We start from the raw sequence: 13,721 nt of genomic DNA on the forward strand, positions 1-13,721 counted from the left end.
ATGAAAACGATTCTTTTTACTTTTTTGCTGTTTGTATTTAACTGTGAAACACAAACACAAACATCAGCCTCATACGATAGTGAGGTTTATCGATTGATCAATGCGATTTTTAAATCAAAAAATAACCACAGTCAAAACACTTTAATACCGATTAATATTTATCATGATTTAAATCAATCTAGCAAAAATATTGAAGATGAGTTGTTATCGAGATTATTAAATACTGCAAATAATGAAATAGCAATTTCTTTGCCTGCAAGTATTCTTGAGGCCAAAAATTGGAAATCTACTAATACAGACTTTAAAAGTGATCGTTTTGATCAAAATAAGGTTATCGTTAAAAATGTTGTTTTTTGCGATCCATTAGATTGTAATCTCGTTAAGAAGAATGACAAAACAAATTTAATTTATACTATAAATGCCATCTTGTTTTTAGATAATTACGCTATAATTAAAACTACGCATATGTCATCTTTCATTACTGTTTATTTATACAAAAGAGTAGGTGATGATTTTCAAAGACAAGCAATGATTACAGATCCTCCACTAGGATACGAGTAATTTTAAATATTATTTGAAATAAAAAAACCACCCATGAAAACGTAGTTTTTCATGGGTGGTTTTTTTTCTGAGAATGCAATAAACTTTATTCTCTATAATCTAACTTCTTACTCGGCAACACTACCTTGACTTACTGTGGTAGAGCGATCTATTTTTTTAATCAAGCCTTGTAATGCTTTTCCTGGACCTACTTCTATAAATTCTGTAGCGCCGTCTTTAATCATCTCTTGAATAGACTGTGTCCATTTTACAGGTGCAGTAAGCTGGTAGATAAGATTGGTTTTAATATCATCTGTATTTTCTACCGCAAATGTCGATACATTTTGATAAATAGGACACATAGGTTTTTCAAATTCGGTACTTTCTATCGCTTTAGCAAGTTCTTCTCTAGCTGGTTCCATTAAAGGAGAGTGAAAAGCACCACCTACTGGTAAAATTAAAGCTCTTTTTGCTCCTTTTTCTTTTAAGATTTCGCAAGCTTTTTCTACTGCAGGGATAGCTCCTGAAATCACTAACTGTCCAGGACAGTTATAATTTGCTGCTACTACAACACCTTCTACATCTTTACAAACTTTCTCCACGTCTTCGTCTGCCATACCTATAATGGCCGCCATAGTACTAGCCTGGTGCTCACAAGCTGCTTGCATGGCAAGTGCGCGTTTTGAAACTATTTTTAACCCATCTTCAAAGGTTAATGCACCTGCTGCGGTAAGCGCACTTAATTCTCCTAGAGAATGACCTGCCACCATATCTGGTGCAAAATCAGCACCCATCATTTTTGCAAGAACAACAGAGTGTATGAATATAGCCGGTTGGGTAACTTTAGTCTCTTTTAATTCTTCAGCCGTTCCTTCAAACATGATTTTTGAAATCTCAAAACCTAGAATTTCATCTGCTTTTAAGAATAATTCTTTTGCTGCTGGATAAGTATCGTATAAGTCTTTACCCATTCCTGTGAATTGAGCTCCTTGACCTGGAAAAACGTATGCTTTCATTTTATGTTTGTTTATTGAAAAGGCAAAAATAATGTTTTGTTGTCTAGTTTCCGTTCCCCAGCCCTAAAGGGTGCAGAAACTAATGTAATTCTATAATAGAAACCTACCCTTTAGGGTTAGGGAAAAGGTTTCGGTTTTTGTATAGAGTATACTGCTAGAATCTACTTCCTCACCCAAGTTTCATAATCAAAACTATAAGCATGCTTCTCATCTGCAGGATGGTGTAGTGATGTTTTTATCTCCCATTTTGTAGTATCTATTTCTGGGAAATACGTGTCTACGTCAAATGTGCCGTGAACCCTCGTTAGCTCTATCTCATTAGACATAGACATGGCTAATTTATAAATCTCACCACCACCTATAATAAAAGGGTTGTTATCACCAGTCGTAGTTGCAAGAGCTGTTTCCATATCATGAACGACTATACCGCCATCTGCTCTGTAATTTTTATCTCTAGTTAGTATTACATGGGTACGGTTAGGTAACGGTTTAGGAAAACTTTCAAAAGTTTTACGTCCCATAATGATGTGATGTCCTGTGGTAAGTGATTTAAATCTTTTAAAATCATCTGGTAAATGCCATACGAGATCGCCATCTTTACCCAACTCATTATTCATTCCTGCAGCAGCGATCATAGTAATTTTGCGATTAGCATTTGGATTATCTATAGATAACGTGGTTTTAGGAGCTACGTATTCCTTTTGTACTTTCTTTTCTAATTGTGTGATGCGTTCTTTTTGTTTCTGTACCAGTTTTGCATATTGTCTCTTTTCCCATTCAGGACCTAGCAGCCTTTTAGTAATAAACACATTGAAAGCGTGGTAACAAAGTAAGAGCAACCATGCAAAAATTACCCATATCCACCATTCTATATCTAGAATGCGTATAGGTTCTACTTTCATAAGCACTTGACTAATTATAATTAGTCCTACCGCACCTACTAGAAAAACAATAAAATGAGTAAAGAGACCACGCTTTTGCTTAATGCGTTTTTGCGCATTCTCAATCATTTCTTTTTGCTCTAAATCAATTCCAGGTATATCTTTTTTCTTTCTACCGAACATTCTAGTTATTTTTATACTCAAATTTACGCTATTATCCACATAGACGTTCTTAGCAATTGTATAAAATGATCGATCAATTTCCTATTCTTAAAGAATACACTTATCTCAATACGGCAAACCATGGCTTACTGTCTCAAGATATAGTGGACTATCGCGCTTCTCTAGATTTAAAAATGCGAGACCAGGCTTCTCTTTTTACTAATAATCGCCATGTGTTTATAGAAGAAGTAAGAAATACGGTAGCCAATTTTATGGACGCCGATCCTGATTTTACGGCAGTGATTCCTAATTTTTCTACCGCTTTTAATACCTTAATTAACGGTTTTGACTCTGCAAGTAGTTTTTTACTTTTAAAAGATGACTATCCATCAGTTAATAATCCTGTAGACGCTCGAGGGTTTAAAACACATTATGTGGTTATTGATGAGCAAATGGAGCAAAATATTATTTCAGTTTGTGAGAAGGAGCAGCCAGATTTCTTCTGTTTTTCTATGGTTCAATACATATCTGGTATTAAGATGGACTTAGATTTCTTGAACGATCTAAAAAAACGATTTCCTAAGATAACTCTCATTGCAGATTTTACTCAGTATGCAGGTTTTGAAGAATTCCGCTTTCGCGAAAGCGGAATAGACATCATCATCGCGTCCTGTTATAAATGGTTGCACGCAGGAGATGGAAATGGTTTTATATGCGTAAAAGAAGAAGTGCAAGAATCTATTTTCCCTATAGAAAGGTTAGATGGTAATGCAAACAGCGGTATAAAATCTAACGTAAATTTTATAAGCACTTTTGAACCTGGTCACCAAGATATGATGGCTTTTGGGACGCTGCAACAAGCTATTATTAAAGCACATGAATTGGGGTGGAAAACAATTAGTGAACCTATAAAGGAACTGGCGCTTAAGGCAAAACTAGCTTTTCAAGAAAGAGGATTACTTTCTACCGTCGTTTGTGGTAGAAAAGATCATTCTTCTATTTTTAATATAAAAGGAGATCAAGAACTATATGAAAAGTTACTAGACCATAACATTATTACCTCCTTGCGAGGCGATGGGCTTAGAATAAGTTTCTCTTATTTTAATACAGAAGAGGACTTGATTAAGTTGTTGGAAGTCTTAGATTTGTAGTGCTATGATCACATTTATGAAAAAGTTCCTTGTACTTTGCCTAATTTTATTTTCACAATTCGGTTTTTCTCAAAATCCTAATGACTGTATTGATGCCATTTTACTTTGTGGTGATACAGATCTAGGAATAATTCCATCAGGTATAGGTAGAAACGAGTTTGCACAATTCGGTAACCCAGTGCCGAGTTGTTTCAATTTTCAGACAGATCAAGCCTGGTTTAGGGTAGAAATAGAGACTACAGGAACTTTTAGTTTTGCATTAACACCAGACACTCCTCAGGCCGATTATGATTTTGCGGTTTTTGGACCGGTAATAAATTGTGATAATCTAGGGCCTGCCATACGTTGCTCTAGTACTAATCCATCTGATGCTGGCGTTACAGGTGATACAGGTCTTAATGACACAGAGGTGGATTTAACTGAAGGTCCTGGGCCTAATGGTAACGGTTTTTTACAAGAAATAACCGTTACGGCAGGAGATGTATATTATATAGTTATAGGTCTAGCAGTAGGTAATGGTGGTTTTTCACTATCTACTAGCGGTAGTGCTACATTACCACCATCACCTACGGCAAACGTTGTTGCAGATCTAGATGTTTGTGATAATCTAGGAGTACAAGATGGTTTTAGAGAATTTGATTTCACACCACTCGATGCAGATGTCCTTCTTGGGCAAGCTAATACAACAGTGACCTATCATGAATCACTTAATGATGCTAACATAGGTATTAACGCACTTACTTTTCCCTATACTAATGTTTCAAATCCGCAGGAGATATTTGTGCGTGTTATAAGAAATGATTCTAACTGTACCGATTTTACACAGTTTACTGTAGAGGTAGACGATACTAACGTGGCGACAGATGTAGATCCTTTTATTATATGTTCTGATAATGCTACAGAAATTTTTGATTACAATACGGTAATCGATACACTAGTTCCTAATAGTGCCAATTTTAATATTACTTACCATCTTACTACTGCAGATGCTAGTAGCGATACCAATCCACAAGGCTCTACATTTACTGCCACTACTACCGAAGAGTTTTACTTTATTAAAGTAATAGACCCAACAGGACTAGCGTGTGAATACATTTTAAACACTTCTCTTTTTGTTGCAAACCCACCATTGATCGCTACGCCTAACGATCTTGTATTGTGTGATGACGATTTTGATGGTTTTTTAAATGTCACCTTAAGTAGTCAAAATACTGATATTTTAAATGGTCTAGACCCAGCTTTACATCAGGTACGATTTTATGCGACACCTGCTGACCGTAGTCAGGAGCAAAGTGCATTAGGTAATACGTATACCACAACTCAAAATCCGCAACGTATTTATGGACGAGTTACAGAAACGAGAACCTTGTGCTTTGCAGACGTAGAATTTGATATAACCATTAATCCTAGACCAGTACTTGCAGCCCAAGATGATATTATTGTTTGTGTAGATGCTGTTAATTCAACGAGAATAAGTGTGGAGACAGGCTTTGATCTTTATGAGTGGAGTACCGGAGAGATGGGTGCTACTTTAAATAGTATCGAGATAGATCAACCTGGAGATTATACAGTTACAGTGACTAATAATTTTGGTTGTCAAAATTCATTAACCATAACCGCTTTACCGTCTGATATAGCTGTGATAGATGATATCATTACACAAGATTTTAGAAACGGAGATAATACAGCACAATTTATCGTTTCAGGCCCTGGAGATTATGAATTTTCTGTAGATAATGGCGCTTTTCAAGACTCTAATTTCTTTTCTGGGCTCTACAAAGGGTTTCATACAGTTAGAATACGCGATAAAAATGGTTGTGGTACGCTAACTCAAGAATTTGTGGTATTAGATTATCAACGTTTCTTTACACCTAATAATGATGGTTTTCATGATTATTGGACATTAGACGGTATCACTACCTCGCCAGAAGCGGTAATTTTTATTTATGACCGTTATGGCAAGTTGCTACATCAAATGGCACCGCTAGGTCCAGGATGGGACGGTACTTATTTAAATACACCGTTACCTGCTAGCACTTACTGGTTTACTTTACAAATACCCAATAAGCCATTGGTTAAAGGTTATTTTGCTTTGAAAAGATAAGATAACGTTGATGTTCTCGCTTTCGCGAAAGCGAGATAATGATCCAACTTAATTCTCAATCATATAGCTTTTTTTACTAGGTGTTTACTACTAGATAGGATCTTAAATATTTAAGTTTTCTAATGAGTAAACATCATTTTATGTCGTTAATCGATAAATAACTATGTAGTTTATCGATTATTATCTTGTTTAATCCTAATAATCATGTATTTCGTCGATAGAAAATTCTTACATCTTTGATAAATTCATTTTATCTCTATACTTATTTATTTTGCAGTCATAACCCTGTATTATGAAGTTTACAAAATTAATTGCAGCCCTGACTTTTTTATTAACTGTTACCATGACTACTGCACAAGTAGGTATAGGTATCGCCTCACCTGAAGCGGCGTTAGACATAAATTCATCGGACACTGGTGTGTTGTTGCCTAGGATAGGTTTACTCTCTGCAACAGACGTAACGACTGTTGTTAATCCAGATGGAGGTGCGTTGGTAAATGGAACCATGATATGGAATACTGGAGATGCAGGTTTAGCACCTGCTGGATATTATTTTCATGAAGACGGTGTGTGGTATGAGGTAGCTAGAGGTACTACTCCTCAAGTGTTTTTTGGTAAACTTATTATAAGCGCCAAAGGAACACTGAATATTACAGACGTACCATTTAAACCAGAGTCTATTGAGTTTCTTGCCGTAAATAGAGTTCAAAATTATGATGAGACTTATAGATCAGGTGATAATAATTCTAATGATATAAGAATGGCTGGTGGGCAGACCATGGGATATGCTCAAACGGTAGGTACTGGTATTGATCAACAAGTGATATCTAATGGTGCAAATGGCTCTAGTATAAATAACATAGGTACATACTCTTCTAGTAGCCACTGTATAGCAGCATTTTTTGTAAATAACAATGGAGAGCCTATTCATGATAATGGAACAGCAAATGGCGGTACAGATGCAGAAGGCGGATTAATATCTGCATCATTACAATCTTTTGATGCCTCTGGTTTTACTCTTAATGTAGATAAGTTTTTAGCTGGTGCAGCATTAAATAGTAGAACAAATCAAATAGTGGTTATTTACAAAGCATATAGATAATTAGTAAGTATTGTAAACGAACAACTTCTAAACATAAAAAAAAGACCTGCGGTACCAGGTCTTTTTTTTATGTTTATAGTTTAATGCGCTTCTAACCAATTCTGTCCTATACCTACTTCTACATCAAGAGGAACACTCATTTTATAAGCATTTTGCATCTCGTCTTGAATAAGCTTTTTCATATCTTCTAACTCGTCGTTATGAATGTCAAAAACCAATTCATCATGAACTTGTAACAACATTTTAGACTTGCAGTTCATATCTTCAAACTTCTTGTGTATGTTGATCATGGCAATTTTAATAATGTCTGCTGCGCTACCTTGTATCGGTGCGTTAACCGCATTACGTTCTGCTGCGCCACGTACGATACCGTTAGAGCTATTGATATTATTTAAATAACGACGTCTTCCTAAAATCGTTTCTACATAACCATTCTCACGAGCAAAATCCACTTGGTCCTGCATGTAAGTTTTAAGTTTAGGATAAGTAGCATAATAGGTGTCGATCAATTCTTTTGCTTCTGCACGAGTAAGATCGGTTTGATTACTTAAACCAAAGGCACTTACACCGTATATAATCCCAAAATTCACCGTTTTTGCATTGCTACGTTGTTCTCTAGTCACATCTTCTAGTGCTACATTAAAAACTTTGGCAGCTGTAGAGGCGTGAATATCTTCACCGCTTTGGAAAGCAGCGATCATGTTTTCTTCTTCACTTAACGCAGCAATAATTCTTAATTCTATTTGAGAATAATCGGCAGCGAGTAGTGTGTAGTTTTCATCTCTAGGTACAAATGCTTTACGCACCTGACGACCACGCTCTGTACGTATAGGTATATTCTGTAGGTTAGGATCTGTAGAACTTAATCTTCCCGTCGCAGCTACCGTTTGCATATAATTAGTGTGTATGCGTTTTGTATGAGCATTTACTTGTAGCGGTAATGCATCTACATAAGTAGATTTTAATTTGCTTAAACCTCTATAATCAAGAACATTTTGAATAATCGCGTGATCCTTTGCGAGGTAACTCAGTACATCTTCTGCAGTAGAGTATTGACCAGTTTTAGTCTTTTTAGGTTTTTCAACCAGGTTTAATTTTTCAAATAGAATAATTCCTAATTGTTTAGGAGAACCTATATTGAATTCTTCTCCAGCAACTTCATAAATATCTTTTTCTAGTTGTGCAATATCAGTTTCTAGATCACCAGATAGAGAATTCAAAAATTCTTCGTCTAGATTAATACCTTCTATTTCCATAGCAGCCAGTACATCTAGTAAAGGCATTTCTATATCGTTAAAAAGTTTATCGGTTCCTGCGCTAGCCAATTCTGGGGTAAAATGTTCTTTTAATTGTAATGTTATATCGGCATCTTCTACCGCATATTCTTTTTGTTTTTCTAGATCTACATCACGCATAGAAAGTTGGTTCTTCCCTTTCTTACCTATCAGTTCTACTATAGATTGCGGTGTGTAGTTCAAATAAGTTTCTGCCAGCACGTCCATATTGTGACGCATATCTGGATTAATAAGGTAATGAGCCAGCATGGTGTCGAACATAGGTCCTTTTACATCGACTCCATATTTGTCTAATACTTTGATGTCGTATTTTAAATTCTGACCTATTTTTTCGATGTTTTCACTTTCAAAAAATGGTTTTAATTCATCTACTATAGCTTGTGCAGCATCACGATCTTCTGGAATAGGTAAATAGAATCCTTTTCCTTGTTCCCAAGAAAAAGCAATTCCTACTAACTCGGCAGCAAGAGCGTCTAGACCTGTTGTTTCTGTGTCAAAACAAACGCTAGATTGTTTCATTAAAGACTGTAAGAACAATTTAGTTCCCATTCCTTCTTCTACTAACTGGTATAAGTGATCACTGCTAGCAAGACCATTGCGTCCTGTAGATTGTGCTTCTGTAGTGGTGCCAGAACCTGGAGCGTCAAATAAAGAGAACTGTCCAGCGCCAGCATCGTCAGTCTTAGTGCTTTTAGTTTTAGTCTCTGGTAAGTCTTTAGAAAATATTTTTGCTAGCGTTTCCTTTGCACGACGAAATTCTAACTCGTCAAAAATGTCGTGAACCTCTTCTACGTTAGGGTCGTCCAGTTCGTATTTTTTGGCATCAAAGGTTACCGGGCAGTCCAGTCTTATGGTGGCAAGTTTTTTAGAAAGAAGACCTAACTCTGCATTAGCGATTACTTTTTCTTTCATTTTACCCTTAAGCTGGTCGGTATTTTCTAGTAAACCTTCCATAGAACCGTACGCAGCGATAAATTTCTTAGCTGTTTTATCACCTACACCAGGTAATCCTGGGATGTTATCACTCGCATCACCCATCATTCCTAGGTAATCGATTACTTGTTCAGGTCGCTCTACTTCAAATTTCTTTTGTACCTCAGGAATTCCCCATATCTCAATTCCATTACCCATACGGGCAGGTTTGTACATAAAAATGTTTTCAGAAACTAGTTGTGCATAATCTTTATCTGGTGTTACCATGTAAGTAGTAAAACCTTCCTTTTCAGCTTGTTTTGCTAGGGTTCCTATCAGGTCATCTGCCTCAATCCCTTCTACTACCTCTATAGGAATGTGCATTGCTTTAAGAATACGCATTATATAAGGAACCGCTATTTTGATAGCTTCGGGCGTTTCATCACGGTTTGCTTTGTAATCTTCGTACATCTCCACACGGTCTGCACTACCACCTTTATCAAATGCAACGGCTAGATATTCTGGTTTCTCACGTCTAATTACATCAAAAAGCGAATTTGTAAACCCCATAATGGCACTGGTATCCATACCGGCACTATTGATTCTAGGGTTCTTAATAAGTGCATAATAACCTCTAAATATCAAGGCGTAAGCATCTAGGAGAAATAATCTTTTATCGTTTGTACCGTCGTTAGTCATCGTGAAATTTTATGGAGGCTAAAGATAAAAAACGAACCTAGGAAAATAAGAAATCTATAAGGCAATTATGACTTTTTTTACACAAGGATGACCTGTGTAAAAAGCTATTTCTGTAAGAATGGATGTATAGGTGTTCCGCTTTCGCGAAAGCGAGATCAGAACAATTATTTTCTATAATGATGGCTCATCGATACTACTATCCTTAAAATCTTCTCTCAGATCTAAATTTCTAAAAGTAGGAGAGACCACTGCTGTAGTGATTACAGTAATTAATGTCATCGTACCACCGAATACCACGGCAGTTACTGTTCCCATTAATTTTGCAGTAACACCACTTTCAAAAGAACCCAGCTCATTTGAAGAACCGATAAACATGGAGTTCACTGATGCCACACGACCACGCATATGATCTGGGGTTTTGAGTTGGAGTATAGTCTGTCTTATAACCATAGAAACGCCGTCTGTCAAACCGCTGAAGAATAAGGCGATTACAGAAACCCAAAAAGAAGTGGATAAACCGAAAATGATAATACAAACTCCAAATCCAAAAATAGCGGCAAGTAATTTCATACCAGCATTTTTACTTATAGGTATATATGCCGTAGCAATCATGGTTAATATGGCACCTACAGACGGCGCAGCTCTCATAATACCAAAACCTTCACTACCTACACATAAAATATCTTGAGCAAAAATGGGTAATAAAATCACCGCACCACCGAATAGAACAGAGATCATATCTAGTGTTAGTGCGCCTAGAATAGCTTTGGTATTAAATACAAAACTTAAACCTTCTTTTAAACTTTGTAAAATAGGCTCGTTGACTTTGGTATTTAAGATGGGCTTTTTAGAAATAAGGAAAACGGTAAAAAATGATAACACGACTAGACTGAAAACGATACATAACGACCAGTGTACACCGAACCAGTTAATCGCAAAACCGGAAAAAGCAAGTCCTACTACAGATGCTATTTGCCAGGCAGAACTGCTCCAAGTAGCTGCGTTAGGATAGACTTTTTTAGGTACGATAAGAGCAATCAAAGAAAATAGAATAGGACCGAAAAACGATCTTAAAAAACCGCCAAAAAATACCAAGGCATAAATACTATAAAGAATAGTGCTGGTAGACCAGTCGCTTACTATTTCTGGCCACGTAAGAAGAAATAATCCTAAACTAATTAGAGAAAATGCGGCAATACATAGCGCTAGGAGATTGCGTTTTTCTTTTTGATCTACTATATGACCTGCAAATAATGCCATGGAGAACGCTGGAACAAACTCCATCAAGCCTATTAATGCTAGCGACCATGGATCTTTAGTTAAAGAGTATACCTGCCACTCGATAACTATAAATTGCATAGACCAACCGAATACTAGGAGAAATCGCATTAACAAAAACGTGTTGAACTCCTTAATTCTTAATGCTGCGTATGGATCGTTTTTTGTCAAAATAATAGAATGAGGTATTGAGAGTGTAAAATTAAAGTATGTCTACGGTATAAATTTTACTTTTTAAGTAAAAACACAGAGGTTTTTGCTGGTAAATTATTTTGAATGATTTTCATTTTCAGTCTTTAATGATATTTGAACATTTTAAAACCCAAAAGACAGTAATTTAGCATTATGATTAGACTACTTATTGTTCTCGCGGTTTTTATCGCTCTTGAGTTTTATTCCTTTCAGTTAATACGCACCTTATCTAGAGGTCACTGGTGGAAATGGGTGTACCTAGCAGTTTCTGTTTTAGTTATTCTCAATGTGTTTTTACAGTTTTATTTAAATCCAGATCGCAGTCATATATCTGCTTCTAGAGATGTGGCTATCACTATTACATTAGCATTTTTCACTTTGAAATTAGTGTTTGTCTTATTTATGTTCGGTGAGGATATTTATAGAAGTATAGAGGGTTTGATAAGCACGCTTTCGCGAAAGCGAGAATCAGATCAATCTTTTTTACCTAGTAGAAGGGCTTTTCTGGCTAAAGTAGGTCTTGCCGTTGCCGCATTGCCATTCGGTGCTATTTTATACGGTGCATGGCGTGGTAAATATGATTATCAAGTAAGAGAATACGAATTAACCTTTGACGATTTACCAGACGCGTTTGATGGGTATAAAATCACACAGTTAAGTGATATTCATGTAGGTAGTTTTGATGATAAGGAAGAAGTGAAGTATGCTATTGATCTAGCAAATGAACAACAAAGTGATTTGATCTTATTTACTGGTGACCTAGTGAATAATGTGGCTACAGAAATGAATGGTTGGGAAAGTATATTCGGTTCTTTAAAAGCAAAGGATGGAGTGTACTCTGTTTTAGGAAACCATGATTATGGAGATTATGTGCAATGGGATACTGACGAGGCTAAAGAAGAAAATATGCAGCACCTCTATAAAATCCAGAAAGATATGGGGTGGAGATTAATGCTCGATGAAAATGAGAAAATCACTCGTGGTACGGACTCTATTTCTCTAGTAGGTGTGCAAAATTGGGGTGGCGGCCGTTTTCCTAAGTATGGAGATTTAGAAAAAGCATCTCAAGGATTAAGTAAGGAAGAGTTTAAAGTCCTTTTAAGTCATGATCCTACGCATTGGGATTTACAAGTTAAAGACGACGATAAGAAATACCACTTAACTTTGAGTGGTCATACACATGGTATGCAGTTCGGTATAGAAATCCCTGGTTTTATTAAATTAAGTCCAGCATGGTTTGTTTATAAAAAATGGGCTGGAATTTATAAAGAAGCAGGTCAATTCTTGAATGTGAATAGAGGTTTTGGTTTCTTGGGTTACTCTGGACGTGCGGGAATATGGCCAGAAATCACTGTGATCACTTTGAAAAAGGGTTAAAATCATAGATTTCTCAAATTATTTTATGGCTGTTACTGTCTTGTTAAGAATAGTTTATGTTTTGTTTTGACGATTTTATGTACATTTGGTAGTATAATTTGTGATTATGTCAAAGTTCGGCGAGCTTATTAGTGCAAATGTTCCAGTATTGTTTAACTTTTTTACTAACTGGAATGAAGATACCGTTGCTATGAATGCAGTGTTACGTAATGTAGCTGCAGCTCTAGGTGATAAGGCCAAGGTTATTAAAATAGATGTAGAGAAAAATCAAGAGCTCTCTGAAGCGCTTAGGATAAAAGGTGTTCCTACCTTTATTATCTATCAAGGTGGTGAGATGAAATGGAGGCAAAGTGGTGTGCAAGATGATAATACCTTGATACATCAATTAAAACAACTGCGTTAAATAGATTTGGGTTGTGAAATAGACTTACTATTCCATCCTTTTTCTTTTAGAAATGCCAGGTATTCTGGTAATATTACTTTTAATTTTTCAAAAGATTTATCGCTATCGTGAAAGACGATGATACTGCCGTTGCGTGTATTTTTCTTTAAGTTTTTAAGGCATGATTCTGAAGTTCTACTTTGATCAAAGTCGCCTGATAAGACACCCCAAAGAACAATTTTATATCCTTTTTTAATCAACCTTTGGGTGACGGCACTAGTTATACGACCGTATGGTGGTCTAAATAGTTTTGTCTCTACCACTTTGCTGCACTCGTCAATATTATCGAGATACCTATTTTTTTTAGTGGTCCAGGCATTGAGATGGTGGTAAGTATGGTTGCCTATTTGATGATTTTCGTTTTTTAGAAGCCTATAAGTTTCTGGATAACGATTTACTTTATCTCCTATACAGAAGAAAGTTGCTTTAAATCCGTATTGAGATAAAAGGTTTATGACATAGTCGGTAACCAGTGGAGTAGGACCGTCATCAAAAGTTAGATAGACTGTTTTTTCTCCACGGTTACCGTGCCAATAATAATTTTTAAACAAGTTAGAGAACTTGTCTGAT

The 13,721-nt window shown here is 36.1% G+C and carries 11 protein-coding genes; 6 read left to right on the forward strand and 5 right to left on the reverse strand.

Annotated elements, in window-relative coordinates; all coding sequences use genetic code 11:
* On the forward strand, nt 1-561 hold the full coding sequence (locus ACJJVN_RS13970) for a hypothetical protein (RefSeq protein WP_405378852.1): 561 nt from the start codon (nt 1-3) through the stop codon (nt 559-561).
* Between the two features lie 107 nt (nt 562-668).
* On the opposite strand, the gene fabD is transcribed toward ACJJVN_RS13970, so the two are convergent.
* On the reverse strand, nt 669-1,556 hold the full coding sequence (fabD, locus tag ACJJVN_RS13975) for an ACP S-malonyltransferase (protein ID WP_405378854.1): 888 nt from the start codon (nt 1,554-1,556) through the stop codon (nt 669-671).
* A 161-nt stretch (nt 1,557-1,717) separates the two neighbouring features.
* Complete coding sequence (locus ACJJVN_RS13980) at nt 1,718-2,641, reverse strand: dihydrofolate reductase (RefSeq protein WP_405369915.1); 924 nt, start codon at nt 2,639-2,641, stop codon at nt 1,718-1,720.
* Nucleotides 2,642-2,685: 44 nt separating this feature from the next.
* Between ACJJVN_RS13980 and ACJJVN_RS13985 the strand changes: the two genes are divergently transcribed.
* The 3 genes from ACJJVN_RS13985 to ACJJVN_RS13995 all read left to right on the forward strand — a co-directional run bounded on the left by ACJJVN_RS13985 (nt 2,686) and on the right by ACJJVN_RS13995 (nt 6,956).
* Complete coding sequence (locus tag ACJJVN_RS13985; RefSeq protein WP_405378857.1) at nt 2,686-3,750, forward strand: aminotransferase class V-fold PLP-dependent enzyme; 1,065 nt, start codon at nt 2,686-2,688, stop codon at nt 3,748-3,750.
* Nucleotides 3,751-3,766: 16 nt separating this feature from the next.
* Nucleotides 3,767-5,854, forward strand: a complete 2,088-nt coding sequence (locus tag ACJJVN_RS13990; protein WP_405378860.1) for a T9SS type B sorting domain-containing protein — start codon at nt 3,767-3,769, stop codon at nt 5,852-5,854.
* Between the two features lie 292 nt (nt 5,855-6,146).
* On the forward strand, nt 6,147-6,956 hold the full coding sequence (locus tag ACJJVN_RS13995; protein WP_405378863.1) for a hypothetical protein: 810 nt from the start codon (nt 6,147-6,149) through the stop codon (nt 6,954-6,956).
* Between the two features lie 80 nt (nt 6,957-7,036).
* Here ACJJVN_RS13995 and polA read toward each other — a convergent pair whose 3' ends face one another.
* Together polA and ACJJVN_RS14005 are read right to left on the reverse strand one after the other, a co-directional pair.
* Nucleotides 7,037-9,862, reverse strand: a complete 2,826-nt coding sequence (polA, locus tag ACJJVN_RS14000; RefSeq protein WP_405378866.1) for a DNA polymerase I — start codon at nt 9,860-9,862, stop codon at nt 7,037-7,039.
* 171 nt (nt 9,863-10,033) lie between these two features.
* Nucleotides 10,034-11,311: an MFS transporter gene (locus tag ACJJVN_RS14005; RefSeq protein ID WP_405378868.1), complete on the reverse strand. Its 1,278-nt coding sequence runs from the start codon at nt 11,309-11,311 to the stop codon at nt 10,034-10,036.
* A gap of 174 nt (nt 11,312-11,485) precedes the next feature.
* Here ACJJVN_RS14005 and ACJJVN_RS14010 point away from each other — a divergent pair, with 174 nt between their 5' ends.
* Nucleotides 11,486-12,709 (forward strand): metallophosphoesterase, encoded by a 1,224-nt coding sequence (locus ACJJVN_RS14010; RefSeq protein WP_405378870.1) that lies wholly within the window; start codon nt 11,486-11,488, stop codon nt 12,707-12,709.
* 106 nt (nt 12,710-12,815) lie between these two features.
* Entirely contained in the window at nt 12,816-13,112 is a 297-nt protein-coding gene (locus ACJJVN_RS14015; protein WP_104514471.1) for a co-chaperone YbbN, read from the forward strand.
* On the opposite strand, the gene ACJJVN_RS14020 is transcribed toward ACJJVN_RS14015, so the two are convergent.
* Nucleotides 13,109-13,702: a polysaccharide deacetylase family protein gene (locus tag ACJJVN_RS14020; RefSeq protein WP_405378873.1), complete on the reverse strand. Its 594-nt coding sequence runs from the start codon at nt 13,700-13,702 to the stop codon at nt 13,109-13,111. The two genes, ACJJVN_RS14015 and ACJJVN_RS14020, sit on opposite strands and share 4 nt — an antisense overlap.
* Between the last annotated feature and the right edge of the window lie 19 nt (nt 13,703-13,721).

The organism is Nonlabens sp. Asnod3-A02 (assembly GCF_045063755.1).
Lineage (GTDB): Bacteria > Bacteroidota > Bacteroidia > Flavobacteriales > Flavobacteriaceae > Nonlabens > Nonlabens xylanidelens.